Here is a 25,545-nt window from a genome sequence, read left to right as displayed (position 1 = left end):
CACCATGCCGATCCGCCGCCTGCCCGAGGACGGTGCCGCCGCCGGTATCTACACACTGTTGGAGGCCATCGACACCATGCCGCCGGTCCTGTCCCGCGCGGAATCCGCCTTCGACCGCCTTGCCGGCAGCGTCACCGGTGCCCTCGACCGGATCGGGGCGGCACTCGACGCTCTGGAGCGGCTGCGACCGGTGGTGCCGTCACCCGGCACACAGATCCCGCAGCTTCAGGAAGCCGCCTTCACTTCGAGTGACGTCGATCTTCTTTCTCTCGGCGAAGACAGGTTGCATCTAGAAGACCTGATTACAGACTCCATGGTGGAGCAAGTGGCCGCGTCGGAAAATATTGCCTCCGCCCAGGAAGACGCCGCCCGGCGCAGCGATGCGGCATGGGGCACGCTCACCGACGATATCGTTGGTGACTTCGACCGGGCCTTTGCCGGTATTTCAGAGAACGGCGCCGATGCCTTCTCCTTCATCTGGCGGGACATGGCATCAGGTCTCGGACAGGCAATGTCGGCAATCGACTGGGATGATGTCCTTGGCGAGGGTGCGGGCAGTCTGGCATCTGCAGCCTCCGGCATTCTCGGCGCCCTCGGCGGCGGGGGCAGCGGCAGCGGCGGCGGGCTTTCCGGACTATTCGAGGTCGGCGGCTCTCTACTTTCCAGCTTCCTACCAAGTCTGGGAGGCGCCGGAGCGAGTGCGGGAGCGGGCGGCTCCTTCCTCACCGGCATTACCGGCTCACTCGGTAGCCTGGCCTCACTGGGCAGTGCAGGCACGATCGGCGCCATCGCATCCGTTGCCGCGCTGGGCCTGAATGAGCTTTTCAAGGACGAAGACTACCCCTTCGCCAAAGCGGTGATCGGCATTGAGGGCGGGACGCCCACCGCTGAAAGCTCCTTTGAGCTGGATGACGGACCGCTGGACGATCTGCTGCAATTGCAGGACCGGGTTCTGACAGCGCTGGACTCCATGACGGACCAGCTCGGTGTCGCCTTTTCGGGGAATGCCGCCAATTTCCTGCAGATCGGCTATTCCAGCGGCCGGAAATCCAACCTGCCAACCGGCTATTTCGTTGGCGGTCTGGAGACCACCGGCGATTTTGCCACTGGCGCCGATCTCAGCGGTATCGAGGATGAAGAGGAGCTGATCGCCCGCGCTATCGAGCTGTCTTTCGCCAAAGCAGTACGGGACGGCAACCTCACCGGGCTCTCTGACAATCCCGGCACGGACACTCGCAGCCAGAAGACATTCGAAGCCGGTATCGAAAATCTGCTCGCAGCCCCCTTCGAAAGCCTTGAGACCTCGCTGCGCCGGATCGATTTCCTCGCCAGTTTCGAGAAGACTGTCGCGCTCTTCAGCGACGGCGCCGAAAGTGTCGATGCCTATACCCGCTCTCTACAAGCCCAGCGCGGTGCGATCGAGGAAGTCGCCCGGACCGCCGCAGGCGATGCATTCAAGCCCATACGGGAGTTCCTGGAAGATGCCGCCGTGCTGTTCAGCGGCAACCAGGAAACGGACGCTGCGGCGGACCTCCGCCTCGACCAGACAGGCGACACCGTCAGAGGCATGGCCCGTGATCTGCTCGATATGCTCTCACTGGCAGGAACGGAGGCTCCGCTTGAAGGCTTTGCATTGCTGTACGAGCAGCAGGCCGCCCAGATCACAGCCCTGGTCCCGGCGCTGGAGGCTTTGAATCAGGAACTGCAATCGCTGGGGCTCGAGACCATCGATGTTGCCGCCGAGATCAATGCGGCTAATGACGCTTTGAGCGCGGAGGTTCGGACGCTGTTCCTGCAGGAACTCAATGCAGGGCTCACTCCCGAATGGACCGCCGCACAACAGGCTCTTGCGGAAAGGGACAGCCTGCTGCAACAGGCCGAACAGCTCGGTTACGGTCAGGACCAGGCGACCCTCGGAAAGATCGAGGCGGGTTTCACCGCGCAACTCGACCGGATCGGATTTACGTTCAGCGAAAGCGGCGATCTGGTTCAAACCTTTGCCGATCGTATCGAGGCGGCGACCGCCGGCCTCAACCGGCAGGTCACGGCGCAGGAGAATTCCGTCGGGGAACTCCTCCGGCTAGCCGAAAATCTTACCTCCGCCCGGCAGGATTTCGCCCTCGACAGGTCCCTCTCTCCGCATTCGCCTCTGGACCGGCTGGCACAGGCAAGGACCGGGTTCGAAGAACTGGCCACCGCGTCCGCCGATGGCGATCTGGAGGCGCGGGAGGATCTGGCAGCCAGCGCCCGCACCTATCTGACACTGGCGCGGGAGGTCCATGCCTCAAGCCAGGCTTATACAGACATCTTCTATCAGGTCGATGCGGTTCTCGCGTCCGCGCTGCATGAGACGAAAGCCCAGATTACGGCGGCAGAACGCCAACTGGATGTGCTGATCGAAATCCGCGACCGTCTCGAGCCCCAAAGCTCAAGCGGCGGCACCCCGCAATACCAGTCGGATGGCAGCGGGCAATACCAGTCCGGAGGCAGCGACTCGCCCTTTGCCGGGTACGATCTTGGCTACAACCCGGAAGTAAACCTCTCCATCCTGACCGCTCTCGATGCCGCCGGACTGCCCCTGCCGAGCGGGTTCGGTGAAGGCCAGCTGACGCGGTTGCGGGCGGAGAATGAGGCCGTGAACGCGGTGGTCACGGCCATGGGCTTCGCCACCGGCGGGATCATGACCGCGAACGGCCCGGCCCAGACCTCGCCCTACAATGGCGGCATTACCAGCGACGTGTCCGTCGCCCTGTTCGGTGAAGGCAGCCAACCAGAAGCCTATGTGCCCCTTCCGGACGGGCGCTCCATTCCCGTCACGCTCAGTCTGCCAGCCAACGACGATAGCGGCCGCAACGGAGAGACACCGGACGCACTGCGTCTGCAACGGGCGGACAGTCGCGCGCTTGTTCAGGAATTGAGGAGCCTCAACCGGGAGGTCGCCGCGCTCCGGGATGACAATGAACGGCTCAGCCGAGTGCTCGGCCGGGCCTTCTCGCGCCAAACCGCCTGAAGGAACAAAGATGTCTCTTTATGACGAGCTGATCGCCGATCCTTTTTCGATCCGGCGCTATCTGGCGATTCTGGAGCCGTACGATCCCGAGCAGGAAACGACGGTTCCACTTTATCTGAGCGACCACGGCTTCACCACCGAGCCGGACGAAGTGCCGGGCAATCAGTATTTCGATGCCCGGCTGCTCTCGGCTCTCAGTTTCGAGCGACACCTCTATCGCAGCGGTCAACTGGAAGGCCGTTCGGTGCCCGGCTTCGGCACGCTCGACATCAACAATGCCGACGGCGCACTCGATGATTGGCGCAGCTTCGCGTTCGATGGCCGCCGGGTTCGGCTTCTGCTCGGCGGCGATCGGTTCCGCCTCGCCGACTACCGGACTGTGTTCGACGGCACGGCGGAGCGTATCGAGTTCGACGACGACCGGATCCGCCTGCACCTCCGCGATCTGCAAGTGCTGTTCGAGCGTCCCTTGCAACAGACTCTCTATCTGGGCACAGGCGGCAGCGAAGGCGATGCCGGACTGAAAGGCCGGCCGAAACCGCTGTGCTTCGGCCGCTGCTTTCATGTCCCCGCGGTACTGATTGATGCCACGACGCTGACCTATCAGGTACATGACGGCCAGATCTTCGGGATCGACTCGATTTTCGACAGTGGCCTGGCCTTGACGGCCGGAACTGAACCTCCGGCCCCGTCACACTATGCAGTGGACCTCGCCGCCGGCACTTTCAGGCTCGGCAGCGCCCCAAATGGCCCTGTAACGGCCCATGTTCAAGGCGACGCGACGGGAGGCGCCTATCTGGAGGACGCGGCCAGCCTGATGCTGCGTATTGCCATGCGTGCCTCCGGACTGTCGCTCATCAACTCGGGGGCTTTTGCCGACCTCACTCTTGCGGCCCCCATGGCCACCGGCTTCTTCGCCGCACAGGAGACCGGCATGCTGTCCGCCCTCGACAGTCTCGCGGACAGTATCGGTGCCCATTTCGGCTTTGACCGGCAGGGACAGTTCACCGTCGGAAGACTGACGGAGCCGGAGGGAACGGCGACGGAAAGTTTCGACGAGAGCGACATTGTCAGCCTCGAACGCGAGCCCGCCGCCTTACCCCTCTGGCGGCAAAAACTCGGTTACGCCCGCTATTGGCGCCCGCTTTCGGACGGGGAAAGCGCCTCCGCGCTCGGCGCAGAAGCACGGAGCGATCTGGCTGCGTCCCATCGTTATGCGGACGCATCGGACCCAACGATTCAAGTCCGCCACAAGCTCGCGGGCGATGCCCAGAAGGATGGACTGCTGGCAACGGAGACGGATGCGGCAACGGAGGCCGGGCGGCGTCTCGCTCTATTCGGGATAGCGCGGGATCTTTTCCGGGTCCGGGTAAAGACCCGGCCCTACAGCCTCTCCCTCGGCGCCACCATCCGCATCAACTACCCGCGCCACGGGCTGGCAGCGGGACGCAATCTGGTGTTGGCCGGACTGTCCGAAGACAGCGCCTTCAACGAAGCCGAACTCACCCTCTGGGGATAGAAACCGATGAGCAACATGCTGATCGTCTACCGGAATTATCTGGACGCCGCCGCCTTGTCCGGCGGGGACTGGAGCAGCGGCCTGCCATTGGACAATCTCGCCCATCCGCATCCGAGCCGGGTCGCCCGATCCACCGACACCGATCCGGCGTCTTCCTGGTTCGAGGTGGATTTCGGCGCCCAGCGTCCCGTCAGCTTCGCCGGTATCCTGAACCACAATCTGAGCCAGCGCGGTACCTGGCGGGTGCGGCTGTTCAACGTCGATCTGGAGCAACCCGAACTCGACACCGGCGCCGTGCCGATCTGGCCCCGCGTTGTGCCGTTCGGCACTGGGCACTGGGGCGAGTTCCAATGGGGCGGTCATCTCGACACCGAGACGGCGGAGACCTACGGTATCGGCTCCTACGCCATCCTGCCGGCGGCGCGGCGCGTCCGCTATATGCGCGTGGATCTCAACGATCCGGACAATCCCGCTGGTTATCTGCAAGCAGGGCGCGCTCTGCTGGCCCCTGCATGGACCCCGAGCGTGAACCTGCAATACGGCTGGAGCATCGAGCAGGTGGACGAAAGCCGGATCGTCAAGTCGCGCGGCGGCCAGGCCTATTTCGACGGCAAGCCGAAATATCGCCGCCTGCGATTCCGGATCGAGCATCTCGATATCGATGAGATGCTGGCCAATGCCTATGAGCTTGAACGGCTGAAGGGTACCGGCGGGGACATCCTGGCGATGGTCGATCCGGACGACACCGCCCACCTGCACCGGCGCACGGTCTATGGCCGGATCGCTGAAACCACCCCCATCGTGAACGATTTCAACGCGCGCTATTCCAAGGAATTCGTGATTGAGGAGCTGTACTGATGACCTGGTCCGTGACAATCGGCGACCGCACTTTCACCGATGCCAATCTGGACGGCAATGCCTATGCCGAAGAGGAAACCGGCTTCCCTGCCATCGTCCGCGCTGTTGCTGAGGAAACAGCCGCGCTGAAGGGTGCGGCCGGGCTTTCCGCCTCAGCGCTAACGCCCGAGACCGGTTCTGCCGCATTCACCCTGCTGGCCACCCCGCCGCCCGGCTGGAAGGCCGGACAGGTGTTGCGCGTAACCAGTGCGGGCGATGCCACGCATTTCATGGTCGGCACGATCACTGCGCTGAACGGAATGGCCGTGACGATGGAGGTCAGCTTTGCCGCAGGCGCTACCGAGCGGAGCGACTGGGTCCTGACCTATCCGCTCTTCACTGGATTCCTCGAACGGGCGGGCGGGACAATCACCGGCCCCCTGAAGATCGACGGCCATTCTCCGGCCCTGAATGCCCCGCCGGGTCAATATCTTAATCTCCGGATGATGCGGGATGATCTGCCGCATCTGGATTTTGGTCTCGACGATGCTCCCCTCTCGGATACGGCGGGCGGCAGCCTGATCTTTCTGCATACCTTCGACAACAGTGGCGCCTGGACCGGCCGTCCACTGGAAGTCAACCGGGCAACCGGCGAAATCAAGACTATGGGCCTTAACCTTCAGGGCTATGCGCTGACAGACGGAAACCTGCGCGGCACCCGGACAAGTATCGAGGATCTAGGTGAGATTAGCGGCGGAACACTCTACATCGACGCTGCACGCTGGAACGCCCTTGCCGTGACCCTGACCGGAGATGTCGATTTCGATTTCGCGGCACTCGGCCTCGGCTTCGAATACACGCGCAGATTCCTCATTACCCAGGGCGGCGCCGGCGGGTTCGTGCCGTCATGGACCCTCGGCGGCAGCGCAGGTGAAGTCAAGCGCATCGGCGGAATCCCAAACTATGCTGGTCAGGCGCCGGGCATTGTGACCCGTGTCACCGCCGAGGTCTGGGGCAACCAGCTCAGGCTCTGGGAAGCTGAAGAGAGCCCGTGAGGTGGATGATCAGGAAAACCGCAAGCCACCGAGCGTGGCCTATACGACTTACCCACGATATGAGGAGTTGCCCATGCATGTCAGATCAATGCTGGCCGTCTTGAGCCTGCTGGCGGCATTGCCAGCGTGTGCCGACCCCAATGCCGCGGCGGAGATCGAAATCCGCAGAACCAATGCGCTCGCCGCCATCAGCGCCGTGCGCGACGGATATTGCGCCCTGTCCCCGGCAGTCCGGGCACGGTTGCAGGATGCCGGGGAGATCGATCCCGCACTGGATAGCTGCTCCACCCCCACCGAAACACCTCTGCAGGAGACAAGACCATGAAATTCAACACAACCTGGCTACTCGATCGTCTGGGTGAACGAAGCACCTGGATCGGCCTGACAGGATTTCTCACGGCCACCGGGGTATCTCTCGAGCCGGAGATCGGCGAAGCCGTCGGGACTGTCGGCATCGCCCTTGCCAGCCTGATCGCCATGCTTACGAGAGACCGCTAGGTCGGTAAAGGGGGCCCCATGGACCAGGACGATGCCCGCCGCTTGGTGCGGGCGACGCTGACTGAACTCGGCCTCGACGTAACCTCTCCGGAACGGGTGATCCAGGCTCAGCACGATTTTGCCTACCTGCGCCATCAGCGGAATCTATCGGAGAAAATCGGCGTCGGTGTCCGGTTGATGGTGCTGACCAGTATCATCAGCGCCGGGCTCGCCACCATCTGGCTTGGTATCCGGCACTCCCTGCTCCTGAAGTAGACGGGAAGGCTCATACCGTGTGAGGTCTTGCTAGGGTTTCAGCAAGACCCGCTCGGCCAGATCAAGGCGCTCTGACGCTCCGATGATATGGCCGACGATCATGCCGAAAGGCCCTTCCGATTCCAGGCGTACCGGTATCCAGGAGCCGCCTTCTATCAGCCGCGCCACCCAGAGTCTGGTCTCGGCATTTGTCTTGTCCTCGCCGAACCATGGTTTTTTATAACCGCCTGCAAGGGTCTCGTACGCCACTCGGCAAAGCTCCGCCGGGCCGCTGAAAGCACTGTAATCCGTCTTCTCCAGAATGTCGGAGCCAGCGTGGGACAGGCGGAAATCCGTTCGGGTGCGGCCGTTGAAAACCCGTAGATCTTCCTTACAGGGATTGGCTTTGCTCGTCAGTGCGAGCGACACAACCGCCGCGTATGGATCAATTGTGCCCAACTGAAGATCTTCCGGTACCGCGTCCCGTTTTTCCGGGTCACGCGGCGGATGCATGACAACAGACGGCGCGAAGCCATCCCGGGTCGTGAGCGTGATCCGGCGAGACTGGCCGTTAAAAGTTCCGTTGCTGCGATACGTTTCGGGTTTGATGCCCACGCCGGTCAATTGGCCGGTGCCTTCACTGCTTACATCAATCGGGAAGAAATAATCGAGGATGCCAAGGGAACGGGCGTTGGTCGTGACCCGGTAGGCCGAGCGGTCGACTGCGATTTTCGAGTCGACGGCGGCGACGGAAAATCCGCCGAAATAAATCATATAGGAGAGATCAAGCTCCCGCGCATCGGCTTTTGAAGCCAGCAGGGCGCCACCGATCAGTCCTAAAGAAAGCCACCGCATGCCCCGCCCTCATGTGCATTGTGCGTAAGGCTTTAAATAAGAGAACGCGGCGGCGGATCAAGTCCCACCGCCGCGTGAATGATGTTTTTAGTAGCGATAGGCTTCGGGCTTGAACGGGCCTTCCTGCGTCACGCCGATATAGGAAGCCTGCTCTTTCGAGAGTTGGGAAATCATGGCCCCAACCTTCTTCAGATGCAGAGCGGCAACTTTTTCATCCAGCTTTTTCGGCAGTACATAGACCTGCTTTTCATAAGCGCCGGCATTGTTCCACAGTTCCATCTGGGCGAGCGTCTGGTTGGTGAAGGAGGCACTCATCACGAAGCTAGGGTGACCAGTGGCGCAACCGAGGTTAACAAGGCGGCCTTCGGCCAGCAGGATGATCCGCTTGCCGTCCGGGAATTCGACCTCGTCAACCTGCGGCTTCACATTGTGCCAGACCAGGTTACGCAGTGGTTCGACCTGAATTTCGTTATCGAAATGGCCAATATTGCAGACGATAGCGCGGTCCTTCATGTCCCGCATGTGGTCCATCGTGAGGATGTCCTTGTTGCCGGTCGCGGTGACGAAAATGTCAGCGCGCGGCGCGGCTTCTTCCATCGTCACGACCTCGTAGCCTTCCATCGCCGCCTGCAGGGCGCAGATCGGATCGATTTCGGTGACCAGCACGCGGGCACCGCCGTTGCGCAGGCTGGCAGCCGAGCCCTTGCCGACATCGCCGTAACCGGCGACAACCGCGACTTTGCCGGACAGCATCACATCGGTTGCACGGCGAATGCCGTCGGTCAGGCTCTCGCGGCAACCATAGAGATTGTCGAATTTGGACTTGGTGACGCTGTCATTGACGTTGATCGCCGGAACCTTGAGCGTGCCAGCCTTCGCCATCTCATAAAGACGGTGAACGCCGGTGGTGGTCTCTTCCGAAACGCCGCGGACATCGTCCATCAGCTCCGGATAGTCCTCGTGCATCATGATCGTCAGATCACCGCCATCATCCAGCAACATGTTCGGGGTCCAGCCGTCCGGCCCCTTGATGGTCTGACGCAGGCACCACTCGTACTCTTCCTCGGTCTCACCCTTCCAGGCAAAGACCGGGATCCCAGCAGCCGCGATGGCGGCAGCGGCCTGATCCTGTGTCGAGAAGATGTTGCAGGAGCTCCAGCGGATATCAGCGCCGAGATCAATCAGGGTCTCGATCAGCACTGCCGTCTGGATGGTCATGTGCAGACAACCTGTGATACGCGCTCCGGCGAGCGGTTTCTTGCCTTCATTCTCCTCGCGCAGCGCCATCAGGCCCGGCATTTCGGTTTCGGCGATCGCGATTTCGCGGCGGCCCCATTCGGCGAGCGAAATATCGGCAACTTTGTAGTCTGTGAAAGCGGCATCAGCCATGCGGCAGCTCCTTGCACTGTATATATCCGGCGACGCTGCCGGTACCCGGTCGCATTGGGCTATATCAGTCCGAGAAAATAGGGGCAAGAAGGCAAAGGGCAAGAGGCCGCATTGACAGCACCACCCGACCCGCCTTATCTGGCCAGCCCGCCGCCTGTTGAAAGACTGTTTTAATGCCGCACCATTCCTCCTATATCGCCGCCATGGGCGGAACAGATGCTGTAGACGCCTGGGCGATTCACACCGAAGCTCGCAAACGCTACCGTGCTGGCGAAACGGACGTCATCGTGCTGTCTGTCGGGGATCATGATTTCACCACCGACGCCCGCATCGTCGAGACAGCGGTCACAGCCCTGCGGGATGGCAAACATCATTACACGGCAAGCATCGGCTTCCTGCAATTGCGCGAAAAACTCGCCGCCTATCACAGCGCCTGCATGGGTGAGCAGGTCACGGCGGCGAATGTCGCGGTCATCCCCGGCGCCCAGTGTGGCGTCTTCACCTCCGGGCTGGTGACCCTCAATCCGGGCGATCACGTCGTCACCTTCGATCCGATGTATGTCACCTATCAGGGGGCGCTGATCGCCCGCGGGGCAACACTGAGCCAGGTTCCGCTGCACCCCGAGAACAGCTTTGTTCCGGACCTCGCCGACATCCGCGCCGCCCTGCGCCCGGAAACAAAGGCGATGGTGATCAATTCGCCGAATAACCCGACCGGCGCGGTCTGGCCGCGCGAGACCATGGAGGAGATTGCCCGGATCTGCATCGAACACGATCTCTGGCTGATTTCCGATGAGGTCTATTGCTCGATGACCTACGAGCAGCCGCACTTCTGCCCGCGCCTGATCGACGGCATGAAGGATCGCACACTGTCCGTCTACAGCTTCTCCAAGGGTCATGCGATGACCGGCTGGCGGCTGGGCTGGATCGTCGCCGACCCGGACAGTATCAACGCGGTCGAACAGGTCATGGGCTCCATGCTGTTCGGCTCACCGCCCTTCATCCAGGAAGCGGCCATGACCGCGCTGGACGAAGCGGTCGACACAGTGGACAGGATTCGCGACCTCTACCGGCACCGCCGCGACCAGATCTGCGAGGCGTTGGCTGCCGTGCCGAAGGTGAAGGTCCGGAAACCAGATGCCGGCATGTTCCTCATGCTGGATATCCGCGAGACCGGCATGGACACCACAGATTTTGCCTGGAAGCTGCTGGAAGAACAGAAGCTCGCCCTGCTCCCGGGCGAGGGCTTCGGCAAGATGCTGTCGGGTCATCTGCGGCTCAGCTTCGGCGCCTCGGACGAGACGCTGGATGACGCGGCGCGGCGGTTATCGGCCTTTATCCAGAAGCATGGATGATAAGCCTAATACTACCGCAAATCGGCTGAGGCTACTTCCCTTTTTTAGGGGCTGTAGGACGCTTTATCGTTTCGACAACAGTTGTAGCTTTGCGCTTCTGGGCTTCCTTGACCGGGATAAATTCTCCGGACTTGGCATCACGGCCAACTTTGAAAGTTACAGTTTTACCCTTAGCCATCTTGGAGGTCTCCTTTTGACCAATGTCATAAAATTCAGGCCACGCTTGACTGCGGAGCGAGAAATTTGGGCCTGCACCTGTGGGTGCATTACATTTTACTTGTACGCAGATGGTGCGGTGGAGTGCGCTAAATGTAAGCAGTCATCGAACCAGATGGCTTGCTATGCACGAGACTCAAAACCCGACCATAATTAACGATATATTTAACTGATATTGCATCGTTCCCTTTATGTTCTCTCAAAATATTGAGGCCAAGTCAAGCTAAACGATCAGCAGAAAATCTAAATTTAACTAAACCGCTTTTCCATATCCATCGAGGTTGGCGCATCAAAACCGTCATGAGTTTGAAGACCGGTTTCGACAAAGCCCCAGCGCTGGAAATAATCGATATTGTGCTGCAGGGCGAGACGGACGCCGAGGGTGATCCGGGCGGCTCCGGTGGTGCGCGCATGGGCCTCAACCGTCTCGATCAGACGACGGGCAATGCCCCGGCAACGGACTTCGGGATCAACGGCCAGCCGGTCGAGATAGACGGCATCGCCTTTTTGCGTGGCGAAGACGGCACCGCTGATCCTGCCGTCATCCTCCGCAAGAAACAGCCGATTCTTTTCCAGCCGTTTGCCCAGACTGTCGACACTCTCCGACAACGCACCGCTTTCCGGCTCTATCTTTCCCTTATATTGAGCGAAGGCACGATGGATCAATCCGACGATCTCGGTGAGATCGTCACGCGCGGGATCGTAAGGCCGGGTTCCGATCATGCCGCGAGGCTCGCCCGCAGACGTTTCGCCAACTCCGGCATGTCCTCGGCGGTGGCATTGGCGAAGGCCAGGCGCAGGAAGCGCTCCTGATCCGGGCCAAAGAAGCTGCCCGGCAAGCAAAGAATGTTCTGCTCATCCGCCAGCTTCCGGGCCACCTGCTTCGCGCTCATGTCCTCGAACGGATGCCGGACATAGGAGAAATAGGCACCGGCCGAGACCAGCTCGTAGCCGAAGTCGTTCGACCGGAAAGCCCCCTCCAGAGCTTCCTTGCGCCCCTTCAGCATGTCCCGCTTCTCCGCCACCCATGGCCAAACATAGCGCAGGCCGAAGAGCGCGGCATATTGCGAGATGCGCGGTGTACAGATCTGGATCGTATCCATAATCTTGGTGACTGCATCGATGGTTTTCGCCCCGGCCATGACGGAGCCTGCACGATAACCGGTCAAACTGAAGGTCTTCGAGAAGCTGTAGAGCTGGATCAGTGTCTCGCCCCATTTCTCGTCCTTGAACAAGTCATGCGGCGGGCCGTTCTCGTCTTCCAGGAAATCCCGGTAGGTCTCGTCCAGGATCAGCGCGATGCCCCTTTCCGCTGCGAGATCGCGGAATTCGGCGATTACCTCCGGCGGATAGACGGCGCCGGTCGGGTTGTTTGGCGAGACCAGAACGATGGCCTTGGTCTTGTCCGTCAACAGCCTGCGCGCCTCTTCCGGATCCGGCACGCCGGCCCGGTCGAATCGGAACGGCAGATGGATCGGATCAATCCCCTGCATTTCCAGCCACATCTGGTGATTGAAGTAATAGGGCACCGGCAGCATCACTGCGTCACCAGCACGGGCAATGGCCAGTATCGCCATGCAGAAAGCCTGATTGCAGCCGGCTGAAATCAGGACGTTCTCTGGCCCGATCACCCCGCCATACCGATGCGCCACATGATCAGCTAGCTCCTGGCGCAGCTCAGGCACGCCGGAGATCATCGAATATTGGGCGGTCTCGAAATCCGCCGCGCGCTCCGCGATATGGTCGGTCAGCGCGTTGGCAGGAGGATAGCTCGGCACTGCCTGGGCCAAATCCAGTAACGGTTTTTCCGTCGGAAAGGTCCGACCGGCGATCCAGGTCTGGGACTCGGCAATCGGCGGCTCGATTGCGCCGAGCACATCGGAATTCAAAACAAAACTCATGGGGCTCACCCGAAGGAGCGGGAAGGGATTTTTCGCAGATTAGAGACTGTCGTTGAAATCGTCCAGCAACGCCGAAATCCGGCCTTCGTCGCCCTGATCCATGATGGCCAGCGCCCGCCGTGTCGCCGCACCGGTATCGAGAGCGCGCACCCGCTGCTTTACGCGCGGGATGCTGTGCGATGACATCGACAACTCCCGGACGCCAAGCCCGGTGAGAAGCGGGGTGTAGCGTGGGTCACCTGCAATCTCTCCACAGATACTGACCGGAATACCGGCCCTGTGCCCGGCATCAACGGTGAACTGGATCAGCCGCAGAACAGCAGGATGCAACGGGTTGTAGAGTCCGGCCACCGCATCGTCGCTGCGATCAATGGCCAGCGCATAGCTGGTCAGATCGTTCGTCCCGATAGCAAAATAATCCACCTCGCGGGCCAGACTGTCAGCCATCAGTGCTGCACACGGCACCTCGATCATCGCACCGAGCTTTGGCAAGGGATCGGCGATACGAACGCCCTTGCGCTTCAGGCGTTTGACGACCCTTGCCAAAATACGCCTGGATTGACGGATCTGCTCCGCCGAGGAAATCAGCGGCAGCAACAGGCGCACCGGGCCGTGTGCGCCCGCTCGCAGGATCGCCGCAAGCTGGGTTTCGAACAGCTTCGGCTCCGCAAGCGACAGCCTGACCCCACGCAGACCAAGGGCCGGGTTCGGCGAGACACCGATCTTGCCGCCAAGCGCCGACGATATCTTGTCGCCGCCGACATCAAGTGTCCTGATCGTCACTGGCAACCCGCCCATACCCTCAACGATGCCCCGCAGCACGGCATATTGCTCGTCCTCGCTCGGCAGGGTATCCCGATTCATGAACAGGAACTCGGTGCGCAGCAGTCCGACGCCTTCCGCCCCTGATCGCATTGCCCCTTCAACATCCCTCGGCAGCTCAAGGTTTGCCAGCAGGGAAATGCAGGCACCGTCCCGGCTTTCCGCCGGTAGCGACCTGAGACGTGCGAGTTGGCGCTCCAGCCGCTTACGTGCCTCAGCCTTCCGTTCGAACTCCGCCAGAGTGATGTCGCTCGGCGCGACAACAATCCGGCCATGCTCGCCATCGACCAGCACCTGTTCCCCGGAGCGAACCTTACCGAGCAGTCCCTGTACGCCGAGGACCGCAGGAAGCCCCATCGACCGGGCCATGATCGCCGAATGGCCTTCCGGCCCGCCCACCGTCGTTACCAAAGCTGCTACCCTTGACGGGTCCAACAGAGCAGTATCCGCAGGGCTGAGCTCGTCCGCGATGATGACCGCGTCTTTCGGCAGGACCGAAAAAGCCTGATAGGGCTTGTCTGCGAGATTGCGCAGAATCCGCCCCGCAACATCCCGCACGTCATTGATCCGGGCGGCGAGATAAGGGTCTTTCATTGCTGCAAAGGCTTCGCTGATTTCATGCACGACCGATTGAACGGCGGCTTCAGCGTTGATCTTGCGTTTACGGATTTGCGCCTCGGTACCGGCTCCCACCCGCCCTGAGCCCAGCATCGCAGCATGCGCATCGAGCAGCGGAACAAGTTCCTCCACGACCGATTCCGGCATATTCGCCGTTTTCTGCCGCAGTTTTCCAACTTGCTTCTGTGCCTTAACCAGGGCCGCGCGAAACCGTTCGGCTTCCGCCTCGACATGCGCGTCTTCAAGCTCGTATTCCGGCAATTGCCCAAGGCCGGTCTCGACGACATGGGCAACGCCAATGGCGATCCCGGCGGAAACGCCGACCCCGTCAATGATCCGTTCCCCGCCCTCTCCGGATACCCGTTTCACCATGGCGGTCAGATCCTCAGTCTTCGTCGAATTTATCGTCCACAAGTTTGGCGATGGCGTCGAGGGCCTCACGGGCGTCCGCCCCATTGGCGGCGACATGGATGGAACAGCCCGGCGCGGCCGCCAGCATCATCAGCCCCATGATCGAACGCCCTGAAACGGTCATATCACCCTTGGTCACGGAAATCTCCGCCGCGAATGTGTCCGCCAGTTTCACAAACTTCGCGGCCGCCCGTGCATGCAGGCCCCGCTGGTTCACGATGGTCAGATCCCGCTCCACCGCCAGGGCGGCAATGGCACTATCGTTCATCGCGTCAGTCCCCGGCCAGAACCTGGGAGGCGATACGGATATATTTACGCCCCGCCTCCTGCGCTTCGTTCGCCGCCGCGGCCAATCCCATACTGTTTCTGACACTTGCCAGCTTTATCAGCATCGGCAGATTGGCGCCCGCGAGCACTTCCACATTCGCTTTTTCCATAATCGAAATGGCCAGATTCGACGGCGTCCCGCCGAACATATCAGTCAGCACGATGACGCCCTGGCCCTGATCCACCGCCCCGACACTTTCCAGAATCTCTGCCCTGCGTTGCTCCATATCGTCCTCTGGACCGATACAGACCGTCGCCAGATGCTCCTGCGGTCCAACAACATGTTCAACCGCAGACCGGAATTCATCAGCGAGTTTTCCGTGCGTTACCAATACGATGCCAATCGGCAATTCGGTCGCCTCCGCGTCCATCTGGTTAGCCCCTTGCCCGCAGTGTTCTAAGCACTGTTCCGTCCCGCCGACTCTTTGACCGGCAGATCATTCCTGCCCGACGCGGTCGACATCGCGATGCAACAAAGTGACAGCAAGCCCGCCTGCCTTCAACTCTCTCGCAAGCTTTTCCGCGACAAATACGGATCGATGCCGGCCCCCGGTACAGCCGACAGCGATGGTTAGATAGCTTTTTCCCTCTGCCTGAAAACGTGGCATCAGAGGAGTCAAAAAATCTTCAAGACGCTCATAAAAGGCAAGAAAATCAGGATCTTCGGCAACAAAATCTGCAACTTCTCCGCTGCGGCCATCGAGCGGCCGCAGGTCCTCATCGTAATGCGGATTCCGGAGAAAACGGACATCGAACACCATGTCGGCCTCGCGCGGAACCCCACGCCGGAAGCTGAACGAAGTCACTGTGATCGTAAGCTGGCCCTCACCAGCGATACCAAGCTGCTCTGCGAAGACCCGTTTGAAGTCAGCAGCAGTGAGCCGTGAGCTGTCTATGGTCACATCGGCTTTCTCGCGCAGGGGCGCCAGCATCTCACGCTCGCTACGAATACCGTCCGCCACCGGCCGGTCGATCGCCAGTGGGTGGCGGCGGCGGGTTTCGGTGAAACGACGGATCAATACATCCGTATCGCAGTTGAGAAAGACGACGGTGAGCGTGATATCCTTGCGCTGCTGCAAAGCGTCGATTTCGGCCATCAACCGCTGCGGCGTGAAATCGCGGGTTCTTGTATCGATACCGACGGCAATCCGGTGATCACCGTCCGGCTCGGCGCGCGGCGCAAGCAGCGCCGGCAGCAGCGACAAAGGCAGATTGTCGACCGCTTCGAACTCGGCATCTTCCAGCGCTTTCAGGCTCGTCGTCCTGCCGGCGCCTGAAAGGCCCGTCACCAGCACAACCCTGAGCGGCCGTCCTGTTGCATCAGCGGATGCCTGCACGCCTATCTCCCCTTCAACGCGCATTTCCGAAGGCCGCATTATTTCGCCGGATAATGCGTGAGTGCAAGGCGCACTTTTGCCGGAGCCGATGCCTCGAACGGGGCCAGCGAAAGCAGCGGAACAGTCAGGTCAAGATAAGTGCAGGCTCCTGCCTCCGGGAAGCGCTCGACCTGCTCCGGTGGCACCAGATCAATGACGAGATCGAGCGGCGCCCGCCGTGTATTGACTACGGGCACAATACCCACACCACGCACCTCAAGCTGTCCGGAAATCGTGTCAGGCGCACTTGCCACAAGCCGGCCCGCTTCCCTGATAAGCCGGGTCTGGTCGTCTGACACGAGCATGGCACCACCTTCGATCAGACGCAGCGCCAGATCTGATTTCCCGCTGCCGCTCGGACCACGCAGAAGTACCGCGCGGCCGTCGATTGCGACCGTCGTGCCATAGACTAGTTCCATTGAGCCCCGCCGCGGATCGTCCCGCCTCAGTTGACCACGCGGGGCAACCGTATGACGAACCGCGCACCAATGACAGAGCCATCAACGCCTGTGCGGTTTTCCGCCCAGAGTCGCCCGGATGACGCATCCACAATCTGCCGAGAGATGCTGAGTCCGAGGCCGGAATGGGTGCCGAATTTCTCGCCTGTCGGACGTTCCGAATAGAATCGGTCGAAAATGGCATCAAGCTTGTTTTCAGGAATGCCGGGCCCGTCATCCTCGACTGTGATGATCACCTCGCGACCGTCCACCGGGTCAGCACCCGCCGTCAGACGCACCGAACCGCCTTCAGGCGAAAAGGTGATGGCATTGGCGACCAGATTTCGGATCACCTGCACCAACCGGCTTTCGCTGCCACGGACGCGGAGATCGGTGGACCCGTTCACGGCCGTTTCGACCCGCACGCCAGCGCTGTTCTCGGCAGCGCTATAGACTTCAGCCAGCGTTGCCAGGATCGCCGCCAGATCGACGGGCTCGGAGCCAGCACGGGACAGCTCTGCATCGAGCCGGGAAGCTTCGGAGATGTCGCTGATCAGTCGATCGAGACGCTGCACGTCATCAAGAACGATTGCCATCAGCTTCTTCTGTTTTTCCGGATCCTGTACCCGCGCCGCCGTCTCCACGGCACTTCTGACCGAAGTCAGCGGATTCTTGATCTCATGGGAAACATCGGCGGCGAAACGGTCGATGGCATCCATCCGCTGCCAGAGCGCCTCGGTCATTTCCCGCATCGCTCGGGCCAGATCGCCTATCTCGTCATCGCGCCCTTCGAATGAGGGGATCTCGGTCTCCCTGGTACGGTCGCGGCGGATACGCTCGGCTGCGGCGGCGAGCCGCTGCACCGGCCGTGTAATCGTTCCCGCGAGATAGAGCGACAGCAGAATCGTGATGGCGAAAACGAAAGCGAACACGCTCAGGATTTCGAACCGCACATCCCGCATGGCCTTGTCGACCTCGCGGCCGTCAACACTCAACATCAGGGCGCCAAGCACCTGCTTGTAACGCCGTACCGGCACGGCGGAAGTCAGGATCAGACCGCCATCGGACGCTGTACGCACGGCCTGCGCACGGCGCCCTGCCAGCGCGTCGACCGCCTCCGGATAATCTTCCGCCCGTTGGGTTCGCGTCTCTATGTAGCGCGGAAAGTCGCCACGCCTCGGCAGCCAGTTCACCAGCAGATCGTAGGCGGTATCAGCCCAGTGGCCTGGATCGAAACCGGACTCGCGCGGCGGCGGCAACGGTCGGATCTGCACCACGCCGCCAGAACGTCCGAAACTGTTGCTGTCGGCCATCAGATGGCCGTCCGGCGCGTACAGACGCAAACGCGTGCCAAACTGATCCGAGGCATGCCGTACCATGCGGCGCACCAGCTCCTTGGACAATTCCGTCGCTTCAGAAAACTCAGGCTCGACGGCAAGTGCTGCCACCCCCTTGGCAAAAATGCTGCCCTGCCGGGTCAATGCCTCAAGTTCGGCCTCAATCAGGTTGTCCTGGTATCGATCCATATAGAGCAGGCCAAAGAGCGGGATGGCGACCGCGAACAGATTGATCGCGAGTATCCGCAGCGTCAGACCGGAGATTTTCGGTCTGCGGCCCGAATTCTCCCCGATGGGTCTGTCCATGGCCGGACGATCTGTTGCCCGCCTGTCTCTTGCCCCGGTCTTCTTAGTATTCTCGGCCATGTCCCCCAGACGTCGCCGCCTCAGAACAGCGCGAAGCCCTTCCCCCCAAGACAGGCTCATGCCGGGCCAGTGGGCACCAAGGCCGGATCGCGGTATCGGTAGCCGACCCCGTACAGTGTTTCGATTTGCTCGAAATCATCATCCACGCCTTTGAACTTCTTCCGGATGCGCTTGATGTGGCTGTCGATGGTCCGATCATCCACATAGACCGCATCGCCATAAGCGGCGTCCATCAGCTGGTCCCGATTTTTTACATGGCCAGGCCTGGTGGCGAGCGAGCGCAGGATCAGAAACTCGGTCACGGTGAGCGGCACCGGCCGCCCTTTCCAGGCGCTGAGGTGGCGTGAACCGTCCATCATCAGATCGCCGCGCGCGAGCACGGAATCGCTGGCCGGATTGGCTTCGTCCTGGGCCAGCTCCTGACGCCGCAGCAGCGCCCGAATCCGCTCGATCAGCAGACGCTGGGAGAACGGCTTGGTGATGTAGTCATCGGCGCCCATCTTCAGGCCCAGCATCTCGTCCAGCTCGTCATCCTTCGAGGTCAGGAAGATTACCGGCAGTGCACTCTGGCGGCGCAACCTCGATAACAGCTCCATGCCGTCCATGCGCGGCATCTTGATATCGAGAATGGCGAGATCCACTGGCCGCTGCGTCAGCCCGCGCAATGCCTCCTCGCCGTCCTTGAAGGTACGAACTTCGAAGCCCTCGGACTCTAGAGCGATGGAAACGGAGGTGAGAATATTCTGGTCGTCGTCAACCAACGCGATCGTGTTCATGCCTGTAACCCCTTCCGCCAAGATGCGGCGTCCCCGATTTTGCACGTTTCCGCCCTCCGGGACCAGCCGGAGCGGTACGTGGCACTAACCCAAATATTTGAATGGCGGCGGAATGAGGCAAAGCTGTGGCTGTCTCAAGGCATTGTTTCGGCACCCCGGTGGAAATAACGGCGTAAACAAAACAGTGCCAGGACGTGACCATGCCACTTGCATGAAACCCGGCGCTTCATTTTGATGGCCACAGCTCCCGACGCACCAATGACAGGATTTGATAAAGATGAATGAGGCAGCCCCCCCGGAACGTTCCCCCGGAGCCCATATCCGCTCCCTGATGCGCTCCCTCGACCGCGTGACACTCTCCACCGGCATGGTAAACGGGGGTGGTTGGCCCTATGGCTCTCTCGTCATGACCGCGGTCGATCAGGATGGCAGCCCGCTGATGCTGCTTTCTGACCTCGCCGAGCACACCGCAAACTTCAACGCCGATCCACGTATGTCCCTGTTGTTCGACGGCACCAACGGTCTTGCGGAACCGTTGACCGGAGCGCGTGTTTCCGTTCTTGGCCGAGTCAAAAAGATCGAGGACGAGCGCATGGCGGAGCGCTATCTGCGCCACCATCCAAGCGCGCGCATGTTTGCCGGGTTCAAGGATTTCAATTTCTATCGTGTGAGCGTCGAGCGGGCGCATATCGTCGCCGGCTTTGGCGAGATCCACTGGGTCGAGGCGTCGGATATCCTGTCCGAGCGCGTACCGGAGCTGGAAGAAGCGGAGGCCGGTATCGTCGAGCACATGAACGAGGATCACGCCGACGCCATCCAGCTCTATTCATCGGTCCTGCTTGGCCGTGACGGCGAGGGATGGGAGATGACGGGCTGCGATCCCGAAGGCTGCGACCTGCGCCTCGGCGGCGCCATCGCCCGACTGGATTACGATGCACCGGTGCGGGACGCGGACGAGACGCGCAAAGCGCTTGTCAGCCTCGTCAAGCGTGCGCGGCAAAGCGCTGCTGAGTAATCAGAGGTTTTTTGTTAAATCCACGGCTCGAGCGGTTGCAATCGCTGAAACAGACTCGTAACAATTTCCGACCCGAGCGGAGCGGGCTCTCAAAAAAAAATTATAATTCCGCGCGAGTCAGAAGAACCTAGATCGAGGAAATGAGTCACATGGGCCAGGAACGATCCGCGCAGGATCTTGAACAGCACGGGCTGTTCAATCTCGGAACCGCTTACTGGAACCTCTCCGAAGCGGAACTTTACGAACATGCGATCCGCAACGACGAGGGCCAGATTGTCCCCGGCGGCGCATTCGCAGTCGAGACCGGCAAACATACCGGCCGCTCTCCCAAGGACAAGTTCATCGTCGACACCCCCTCGGTCCACGATCAGATCAACTGGGGCGCGGTGAACCGGCCCTGCACGCCTGAGCTGTTCGACGAGATGCATCGCCGTCTGGCCGGATACATGCAGAGCCGCGACTGCTACGTGCTCGACTGCTATGCCGGCGCCGACGAGGATTACCGCCTGCCGGTGCGCGTAGTGACCGAGACTGCCTGGCACAATCTCTTCGCCAAGAACATGTTCCGCCGCCCGGAACGCAAGGAGCTTGATGGTTTCGAGCCGCAATTCACTGTGCTGCAAGCGCCCGGTCTGCAAGCTGCAGGCGAAGCGGACGGGTTGAATTCCGAGACCTTCATTCTGGTCAATTTCGACAAGCGTCTCGTTGTAATCGGCGGCAGCTGGTACGCGGGCGAGATCAAGAAATCGATCTTCGGCATTCTGAACCACCTGCTGCCAGACCGGAACGTCATGCCCATGCACTGCTCGGCAAACGTCTCGGAGAATGGCGACAGCGCCATCTTCTTCGGCCTTTCCGGAACCGGCAAGACGACACTCTCCTCGGACGGCACCCGCATCCTGCTGGGCGATGACGAGCATGGTTGGTCCGACAAGGGTATCTTCAATTTCGAGGGCGGCTGCTACGCCAAGGTGATCCGCCTATCCGAACAAGCCGAGCCGGAAATCTACACCGCTTCGCAGCGCTTCGGCACGGTGCTGGAGAACGTAGTCTACGATCCGGAAACCCGGGAAATCGATTTCGATGATGGCAGCCTGACCGAGAACAGCCGGTCCTGCTATCCGATCCACTTCATTCCAAACACGGACCTGTCCGGCACGGCCGCCCACCCGAAGCACATCATGATGCTGACGGCGGACGCGTTCGGCGTGCTGCCGCCGATCTCCAAACTGACCCCCGAACAGGCCATGTACCACTTCCTGTCCGGTTACACAGCCCGCGTGGCAGGAACGGAAAAAGGCCTCGGCAACGATCCGCAGGCGACCTTCTCCACCTGCTTCGGCGCTCCCTTCATGCCGCGCCATCCGAGCGTCTATGGCGAGATGCTGCGCGAACGGATCGCCGAGCACGGTGCAACCTGCTGGCTGGTCAACACGGGCTGGCAGGGCGGCCGTGCCGGAAGCGGCGCCACGCGCATGGAAATCGCCTTCACCCGCGCCATGGTCCGCGCCGCACTGGCCGGCAAACTGGATGACGTGCCGGTGAAACAGGAGCCGCATTTCGGCCTCTTTATCCCGGAAAGCTGCCCGGGCGTACCATCAGAGGTGCTCGACCCACGCAACAGCTGGTCCGACAAGGACGGCTACGACGCCACCGCTTCAGACCTCCGCGCCCGCTTCCAGGAGAACTTCAAGCAGTTCGAGAAATATGTAGAAGCTGCCGTGATCGAAGCCGGGGTTAAAGCCGCCGCGTAAGCACCATTGTCAAACCGCATAACAATAAGGCCGCCTCCGGGCGGCCTTATTTACGTGTCCCCGCACCATCATCCCAGCAAATCGCAACAGCTCCGAATCACGTACTTCGACGAGCCCAGAAGCGGGATAGAGGTGTTTTGCATATCAGCAAAAATGGCATGTCTGCTTCATGCAGCCCCCTCGTCATGTGGATCCATACAAAAGACTGCGTCGGCGATGCCCTTCGGGGGCGGACCGTTATCTACATGAGGGAGCAGAACAACGACCGGGCCAATACCTAAATCGGCAAGCTGTGCCGGTGTACCATGGCCGAACTCCAAATGACCTCGCCCGATAATGCCGGCGACCAATGGTGCGGTGGGGGCGCTGCGCAAATCTGCTATGCGGCAGGCGAAGGACCGGTCCCAGACCTGCTGGGCCCTTACGAACCTGTCGAAAGCCGGATCATCGGGATCCTGTACTTTGCGATTCGGAGATCCACCGCCTGTTATGTCGAACAGATACTGGCGATAGGCGCGGGTCGCCGCCAGAGCCGGGGTGACACCGTCGCGATCAGTATCCGGGATCGAATCCCAGCCCAGTTTGCCGACTTCCGTGACCAGCGGCCGGCGGCAGTTGAGGCCGTGCATAGGCACCCGGAACTGTCGGCAGAACCGGAACAGCGGAAGGTAAAGCTCTGCGGGAAAACCCCAGACCGTTCCCCATTCCGCTGCTTCCAGAAAAGCCGCCTCGCTCACATAATCGCCGTCGGTCCAGCGCTTCAGCACCGGATCGAGGCGGTCGGGAAACATCTCGTATCCGACCGCAAGATCTTCCCTGAGGGCACGCAGTCCAGCCAGCACATGAAGCTGCCATCGATGCTGGGCGGCCTTATCATGTTGCTCGCCGAGCAGAACAGTCCCCGCCTCTGCGGCTATTTTCAGAACGTCGCCGTGAGAGACGATTCTTCCGCTCCCGGGGCAGATCCATTGGCCCGGGATCATTGAGCCGGGCCGATGGAAAGAGCGCTGTTCGAGCCGTCCAGCAGGATGCCGTGATGCCAGCCGCCCCTCTCCTCCCAGCCGGAGAGGCTGTTTGCCGGCAGGTGAAGGTGGAAGTCTTTCAGGATGATGTTGAAGCACCCACCGGCGGGAAGCATCTTGGCGACTGCGCCGGTCCACTTCTGGATGAACACCGGCGTCTCGATGCGCACTGTGACCGGCGCCGCGCCGATCAGGCTTTCAAGGAATGGGCGTGCTGGATCGTTCTCGAGATCTGGCTCGGCTTCCTCCTGTGTCGGCCGGGCACGCGGGGCGACCGGGGTGCGGGAAAACTTGGCGAGATGTGGCTCCATCGCTTCCAACCCTTCGAGGCCGGTGAAGGAAAACAGCACGTCGCCGTCTTTGCCCATCATGTCCAGCCGGGGATAGATCTTGTCACGCATTTCCATGCTGGTGTCGTACTCGACCGAGACGAGGTCGGACGGATCGAGCACGAGATCGTGGCAGGCACCGGAAATTCGGACGAATGTGTCCGTCACTTCGACCTTCTCGATCTTTCCCAGCCGCTCATGGACGGCTCCGTCGGCGCGGGCGCCGGTCTGGACCCGGTCCATATCCGGCAGCAGTTTCATGATGTCGACAGGGGTGGCATTCAGTCCATGGCGTTTCACGGCGTCGCTCATGCTGTGGCTCCGTTCTTCGGCAGATTATGGGATTGATCGGTGTCGCCCGTTCCCGGCACGGCGCTGTCGCGCTCCCGGCCGGCGCCGAGCGTCAGTGTATTGAAGTCCCCCAGCGAGTCAGGCGGACGATGGGCCGCACAGATGATCATCGCATCAGGGCATTCCTTACGGACGAGGCTCAGGACCTCCGCTTCGCTATGTGCATCGAGGGCGCTGGTGGCTTCGTCAAGAATCAGGATGTCCGGCCGGATGATCAGAACCCGCGCCAGTGCCAACCGTTGCCTCTCGCCTGCAGACAGGCCCGCATAGCTTTCTTCACTTGGCTTATCGAGAGCTTGCAGGCGATGGTCGAGGCCGACCTTGACGAGAGCGTCCTCGACAGCGGCGCGCCCGACCTCTTCGGGATCATGCGGATAGGTGATGGAGTGGGCTAGGCCTTCCGGGAAAACGCGGGAAAATTGAGGCAGAACCAACAGTTTCCCTTCTGGCAAGACGATCTCCCCTTTGCCATAGGGCCACAGCCCGGACAGGGCGGACAGGAAAGTGCTTTTGCCAACTCCGGAAGGGCCTTTCACCCAAACGGCTTCTCCTGATCGAAGAGTCACATCGGGTACCGGGCTGAGAGCCTCTCCGAGAGGCGTGGTGAGACACAATTGCCGGACATGCAAATATGCATCATGGCTATAAATGCGATCGATCTCTCGGGGGGAGCCGGGAACCGGAGCCGGGGACGCCGCTGATTTCAGCAAAAGATCAAGGCGTTCGGATACCGCCGCGAATTCCGCCAGATCGCGATACGAGAAGATGAACCAGCTTAAGGTCGTCGTCACACTCGAGAACGCCGAGGCGAGCTGCATCAAGCCGCCAAGAGTGACCGAGCCGGCGAAATAGGCAGGAAGGGCGAGAAAGGTCGGTATGCGCAAGACCGTCTGGAAATACGGCCTCACGAATAACCCCAGGATAAGTTCGGCGTTGGTCAGCCGCAGCCAGTTCACACGTATCATATTGAAATGGCGGGTTAACCTGCGGCGTTCCGCCTGCTCCCCGGATGACTGGGCCACTTCGTCGGCACCTTCGCGTACCTGGATCAACGCACGCCGGAAATCCGCCTCCCTGCGTTCTCTCGTGAAGATAAGGTCTTTAATCGGGCGGCCGAGCAGGTGGGTAATCACTGTCGACAAGGAGACGTAGAGGAAGGCGGCCCAGACCATGTAATAGGGAATGGAAATCTCTTGTCCTGCAATGGTGAATTCTAGCGAGAACGACGACAGAGACCACAGGACAGCAATATAGGAGCCAATTGCGACGATGTTGGATACGAGATCCAAGGTTTCGATGAGAAGCCGGTGAATGAAAAGACGGCAATCCTCGGCAATGCGTTGATCCGGATTATCCACGGGATCGTCTGAAAAGCCGGGGCGCAAAAGCCAGTAGGCCTTGTTCGAGAGCCAAGCGTCCTGGACATGCTCCGTCAGCCTTTGGCGGAGAAACAGGAACAGACGTTTTCGCAACCAGTCTCCGGCAAGATGAAACGCAGCCGATGCGCCAATCAGAAGAGCAAAATTGCCAACTTCGGTTAAGGCCGCGATGGCATCCTTGTTTTCCAAGGCATCGTAGAATGCCTTGCTCCAGGCAATCAGGCGCAGGGAAACCCAGATTCCCGCAAACTGGCTGCACAGAACGACGGCATAGAGCAGGCAGGCGTACCAGGACCCGGGCCCTGACACGGCATGCCGTGTCAGGGTGAGGATCCGCATCAGGATGATGCGCATGC

The 25,545-nt window shown here is 60.8% G+C and carries 25 protein-coding genes; 10 read left to right on the top strand and 15 right to left on the bottom strand.

From position 1 onward, the window contains the following. Positions 1 to 4 precede the first annotated feature (4 nt). The 7 genes from ABJ076_RS05415 to ABJ076_RS05385 all read left to right on the top strand — a co-directional run bounded on the left by ABJ076_RS05415 (position 5) and on the right by ABJ076_RS05385 (position 7,174). Entirely contained in the window at positions 5 to 3,010 is a 3,006-nt protein-coding gene (locus tag ABJ076_RS05415; RefSeq protein ID WP_348187096.1) for a hypothetical protein, read from the top strand. A 10-nt stretch (positions 3,011 to 3,020) separates the two neighbouring features. Further along, positions 3,021 to 4,529, top strand: a complete 1,509-nt coding sequence (locus tag ABJ076_RS05410; RefSeq protein ID WP_348187098.1) for a hypothetical protein — start codon at positions 3,021 to 3,023, stop codon at positions 4,527 to 4,529. 6 nt (positions 4,530 to 4,535) lie between these two features. Further along, on the top strand, positions 4,536 to 5,387 hold the full coding sequence (locus tag ABJ076_RS05405) for a hypothetical protein (protein ID WP_348187100.1): 852 nt from the start codon (positions 4,536 to 4,538) through the stop codon (positions 5,385 to 5,387). Next, positions 5,387 to 6,421 (top strand): hypothetical protein, encoded by a 1,035-nt coding sequence (locus ABJ076_RS05400; protein ID WP_348187102.1) that lies wholly within the window; start codon positions 5,387 to 5,389, stop codon positions 6,419 to 6,421. Before ABJ076_RS05405 ends, ABJ076_RS05400 begins: the two co-directional genes overlap by 1 nt. A gap of 73 nt (positions 6,422 to 6,494) precedes the next feature. After that, positions 6,495 to 6,746, top strand: coding sequence for a hypothetical protein (locus tag ABJ076_RS05395; protein WP_348187104.1), 252 nt, complete (start codon positions 6,495 to 6,497; stop codon positions 6,744 to 6,746). Beyond that, entirely contained in the window at positions 6,743 to 6,919 is a 177-nt protein-coding gene (locus ABJ076_RS05390) for a hypothetical protein (RefSeq protein ID WP_348187106.1), read from the top strand. Before ABJ076_RS05395 ends, ABJ076_RS05390 begins: the two co-directional genes overlap by 4 nt. An 18-nt stretch (positions 6,920 to 6,937) precedes the next feature. Further along, positions 6,938 to 7,174, top strand: a complete 237-nt coding sequence (locus ABJ076_RS05385) for a hypothetical protein (protein ID WP_323796830.1) — start codon at positions 6,938 to 6,940, stop codon at positions 7,172 to 7,174. A 30-nt stretch (positions 7,175 to 7,204) separates the two neighbouring features. On the opposite strand, the gene ABJ076_RS05380 is transcribed toward ABJ076_RS05385, so the two are convergent. Together ABJ076_RS05380 and ahcY are read right to left on the bottom strand one after the other, a co-directional pair. After that, the gene (locus tag ABJ076_RS05380) at positions 7,205 to 8,008 is read right to left on the bottom strand and encodes a DUF3108 domain-containing protein (protein WP_348187108.1); all 804 of its coding nucleotides are present in this window, start codon (positions 8,006 to 8,008) and stop codon (positions 7,205 to 7,207) included. A gap of 87 nt (positions 8,009 to 8,095) precedes the next feature. After that, on the bottom strand, positions 8,096 to 9,397 hold the full coding sequence (gene ahcY / locus ABJ076_RS05375; protein WP_348187110.1) for an adenosylhomocysteinase: 1,302 nt from the start codon (positions 9,395 to 9,397) through the stop codon (positions 8,096 to 8,098). Between the two features lie 173 nt (positions 9,398 to 9,570). On the opposite strand from ahcY, the gene ABJ076_RS05370 reads away from it, so the two are divergent. Next, complete coding sequence (locus ABJ076_RS05370) at positions 9,571 to 10,752, top strand: pyridoxal phosphate-dependent aminotransferase (RefSeq protein WP_348187112.1); 1,182 nt, start codon at positions 9,571 to 9,573, stop codon at positions 10,750 to 10,752. 31 nt (positions 10,753 to 10,783) lie between these two features. On the opposite strand, the gene ABJ076_RS05365 is transcribed toward ABJ076_RS05370, so the two are convergent. The 10 genes from ABJ076_RS05365 to ABJ076_RS05320 all read right to left on the bottom strand — a co-directional run bounded on the left by ABJ076_RS05365 (position 10,784) and on the right by ABJ076_RS05320 (position 19,339). Continuing rightward, positions 10,784 to 10,930 carry a hypothetical protein gene (locus ABJ076_RS05365; RefSeq protein ID WP_348187114.1) on the bottom strand — a complete coding sequence of 49 codons (147 nt, stop codon included), beginning with the start codon at positions 10,928 to 10,930 and terminating at the stop codon, positions 10,784 to 10,786. A gap of 287 nt (positions 10,931 to 11,217) precedes the next feature. Further along, complete coding sequence (locus ABJ076_RS05360; RefSeq protein WP_348187116.1) at positions 11,218 to 11,691, bottom strand: GNAT family N-acetyltransferase; 474 nt, start codon at positions 11,689 to 11,691, stop codon at positions 11,218 to 11,220. Next, positions 11,688 to 12,869, bottom strand: a complete 1,182-nt coding sequence (locus ABJ076_RS05355) for an aminotransferase (RefSeq protein ID WP_348187118.1) — start codon at positions 12,867 to 12,869, stop codon at positions 11,688 to 11,690. The genes ABJ076_RS05360 and ABJ076_RS05355 overlap by 4 nt, the downstream gene beginning before the upstream one ends. 39 nt (positions 12,870 to 12,908) lie before the next feature. Beyond that, a complete protein-coding gene (gene ptsP / locus ABJ076_RS05350) occupies positions 12,909 to 14,681 on the bottom strand; it encodes a phosphoenolpyruvate--protein phosphotransferase (RefSeq protein WP_348187120.1) in 1,773 nt (590 codons plus the stop codon). Positions 14,682 to 14,694: 13 nt separating this feature from the next. Further along, positions 14,695 to 14,988, bottom strand: a complete 294-nt coding sequence (locus tag ABJ076_RS05345) for an HPr family phosphocarrier protein (RefSeq protein WP_348187122.1) — start codon at positions 14,986 to 14,988, stop codon at positions 14,695 to 14,697. A 4-nt stretch (positions 14,989 to 14,992) separates the two neighbouring features. Further along, the gene (locus tag ABJ076_RS05340) at positions 14,993 to 15,418 is read right to left on the bottom strand and encodes a PTS sugar transporter subunit IIA (protein ID WP_348187124.1); all 426 of its coding nucleotides are present in this window, start codon (positions 15,416 to 15,418) and stop codon (positions 14,993 to 14,995) included. Between the two features lie 66 nt (positions 15,419 to 15,484). Further along, positions 15,485 to 16,384, bottom strand: a complete 900-nt coding sequence (gene rapZ / locus ABJ076_RS05335) for an RNase adapter RapZ (protein ID WP_348187126.1) — start codon at positions 16,382 to 16,384, stop codon at positions 15,485 to 15,487. Between the two features lie 38 nt (positions 16,385 to 16,422). After that, complete coding sequence (locus tag ABJ076_RS05330) at positions 16,423 to 16,842, bottom strand: HPr kinase/phosphatase C-terminal domain-containing protein (RefSeq protein WP_348187128.1); 420 nt, start codon at positions 16,840 to 16,842, stop codon at positions 16,423 to 16,425. A gap of 26 nt (positions 16,843 to 16,868) precedes the next feature. After that, positions 16,869 to 18,563 (bottom strand): stimulus-sensing domain-containing protein, encoded by a 1,695-nt coding sequence (locus tag ABJ076_RS05325; RefSeq protein ID WP_348187130.1) that lies wholly within the window; start codon positions 18,561 to 18,563, stop codon positions 16,869 to 16,871. Between the two features lie 56 nt (positions 18,564 to 18,619). After that, a complete protein-coding gene (locus ABJ076_RS05320) occupies positions 18,620 to 19,339 on the bottom strand; it encodes a response regulator transcription factor (protein WP_348187132.1) in 720 nt (239 codons plus the stop codon). A gap of 277 nt (positions 19,340 to 19,616) precedes the next feature. Here ABJ076_RS05320 and ABJ076_RS05315 point away from each other — a divergent pair, with 277 nt between their 5' ends. Both ABJ076_RS05315 and ABJ076_RS05310 read left to right on the top strand, forming a co-directional pair. Then, positions 19,617 to 20,354, top strand: coding sequence for a DUF2470 domain-containing protein (locus ABJ076_RS05315; RefSeq protein WP_348187134.1), 738 nt, complete (start codon positions 19,617 to 19,619; stop codon positions 20,352 to 20,354). 149 nt (positions 20,355 to 20,503) lie between these two features. Next, positions 20,504 to 22,108 (top strand): phosphoenolpyruvate carboxykinase, encoded by a 1,605-nt coding sequence (locus ABJ076_RS05310; RefSeq protein WP_348187136.1) that lies wholly within the window; start codon positions 20,504 to 20,506, stop codon positions 22,106 to 22,108. A gap of 167 nt (positions 22,109 to 22,275) precedes the next feature. Here ABJ076_RS05310 and ABJ076_RS05305 read toward each other — a convergent pair whose 3' ends face one another. Genes ABJ076_RS05305 through ABJ076_RS05295 form a run of 3 tightly spaced genes read right to left on the bottom strand, consistent with a single transcriptional unit; the run spans position 22,276 to position 25,543 of the window. Further along, the gene (locus tag ABJ076_RS05305) at positions 22,276 to 23,091 is read right to left on the bottom strand and encodes a ChaN family lipoprotein (RefSeq protein ID WP_348187138.1); all 816 of its coding nucleotides are present in this window, start codon (positions 23,089 to 23,091) and stop codon (positions 22,276 to 22,278) included. Continuing rightward, the gene (locus tag ABJ076_RS05300) at positions 23,088 to 23,771 is read right to left on the bottom strand and encodes a hypothetical protein (RefSeq protein ID WP_348187140.1); all 684 of its coding nucleotides are present in this window, start codon (positions 23,769 to 23,771) and stop codon (positions 23,088 to 23,090) included. The genes ABJ076_RS05305 and ABJ076_RS05300 overlap by 4 nt, the downstream gene beginning before the upstream one ends. Further along, positions 23,768 to 25,543: an SbmA/BacA-like family transporter gene (locus ABJ076_RS05295; protein WP_348187142.1), complete on the bottom strand. Its 1,776-nt coding sequence runs from the start codon at positions 25,541 to 25,543 to the stop codon at positions 23,768 to 23,770. Before ABJ076_RS05295 ends, ABJ076_RS05300 begins: the two co-directional genes overlap by 4 nt. Positions 25,544 to 25,545: the final 2 nt, after the last annotated feature.

Source organism: Nisaea sp., from assembly GCF_039990255.1.
GTDB lineage: Bacteria > Pseudomonadota > Alphaproteobacteria > Thalassobaculales > Thalassobaculaceae > Nisaea.
This window is presented reverse-complemented; position numbering and strand designations above follow the sequence as displayed.

Coding starts and splice junctions, on each gene's coding strand:
- ABJ076_RS05320 (WP_348187132.1), bottom strand. CDS start 19,339: ATGAACACGATCGCGTTGGTTGACGACGACCAGAATATTCTCACCTCC.
- ABJ076_RS05340 (WP_348187124.1), bottom strand. CDS start 15,418: ATGGACGCGGAGGCGACCGAATTGCCGATTGGCATCGTATTGGTAACG.
- ABJ076_RS05410 (WP_348187098.1), top strand. CDS start 3,021: ATGTCTCTTTATGACGAGCTGATCGCCGATCCTTTTTCGATCCGGCGC.
- ABJ076_RS05400 (WP_348187102.1), top strand. CDS start 5,387: ATGACCTGGTCCGTGACAATCGGCGACCGCACTTTCACCGATGCCAAT.
- ABJ076_RS05380 (WP_348187108.1), bottom strand. CDS start 8,008: ATGCGGTGGCTTTCTTTAGGACTGATCGGTGGCGCCCTGCTGGCTTCA.
- ABJ076_RS05310 (WP_348187136.1), top strand. CDS start 20,504: ATGGGCCAGGAACGATCCGCGCAGGATCTTGAACAGCACGGGCTGTTC.
- ABJ076_RS05385 (WP_323796830.1), top strand. CDS start 6,938: ATGGACCAGGACGATGCCCGCCGCTTGGTGCGGGCGACGCTGACTGAA.
- ABJ076_RS05345 (WP_348187122.1), bottom strand. CDS start 14,988: ATGAACGATAGTGCCATTGCCGCCCTGGCGGTGGAGCGGGATCTGACC.
- ABJ076_RS05415 (WP_348187096.1), top strand. CDS start 5: ATGCCGATCCGCCGCCTGCCCGAGGACGGTGCCGCCGCCGGTATCTAC.
- ABJ076_RS05300 (WP_348187140.1), bottom strand. CDS start 23,771: ATGAGCGACGCCGTGAAACGCCATGGACTGAATGCCACCCCTGTCGAC.
- ahcY (WP_348187110.1), bottom strand. CDS start 9,397: ATGGCTGATGCCGCTTTCACAGACTACAAAGTTGCCGATATTTCGCTC.
- ABJ076_RS05360 (WP_348187116.1), bottom strand. CDS start 11,691: ATGATCGGAACCCGGCCTTACGATCCCGCGCGTGACGATCTCACCGAG.
- ABJ076_RS05395 (WP_348187104.1), top strand. CDS start 6,495: ATGCATGTCAGATCAATGCTGGCCGTCTTGAGCCTGCTGGCGGCATTG.
- ABJ076_RS05295 (WP_348187142.1), bottom strand. CDS start 25,543: ATGCGCATCATCCTGATGCGGATCCTCACCCTGACACGGCATGCCGTG.
- ABJ076_RS05305 (WP_348187138.1), bottom strand. CDS start 23,091: ATGATCCCGGGCCAATGGATCTGCCCCGGGAGCGGAAGAATCGTCTCT.
- ABJ076_RS05370 (WP_348187112.1), top strand. CDS start 9,571: ATGCCGCACCATTCCTCCTATATCGCCGCCATGGGCGGAACAGATGCT.
- ptsP (WP_348187120.1), bottom strand. CDS start 14,681: ATGGTGAAACGGGTATCCGGAGAGGGCGGGGAACGGATCATTGACGGG.
- ABJ076_RS05355 (WP_348187118.1), bottom strand. CDS start 12,869: ATGAGTTTTGTTTTGAATTCCGATGTGCTCGGCGCAATCGAGCCGCCG.
- ABJ076_RS05315 (WP_348187134.1), top strand. CDS start 19,617: ATGAATGAGGCAGCCCCCCCGGAACGTTCCCCCGGAGCCCATATCCGC.
- ABJ076_RS05330 (WP_348187128.1), bottom strand. CDS start 16,842: ATGGAACTAGTCTATGGCACGACGGTCGCAATCGACGGCCGCGCGGTA.
- ABJ076_RS05365 (WP_348187114.1), bottom strand. CDS start 10,930: ATGGCTAAGGGTAAAACTGTAACTTTCAAAGTTGGCCGTGATGCCAAG.
- ABJ076_RS05390 (WP_348187106.1), top strand. CDS start 6,743: ATGAAATTCAACACAACCTGGCTACTCGATCGTCTGGGTGAACGAAGC.
- ABJ076_RS05325 (WP_348187130.1), bottom strand. CDS start 18,563: ATGGCCGAGAATACTAAGAAGACCGGGGCAAGAGACAGGCGGGCAACA.
- ABJ076_RS05405 (WP_348187100.1), top strand. CDS start 4,536: ATGAGCAACATGCTGATCGTCTACCGGAATTATCTGGACGCCGCCGCC.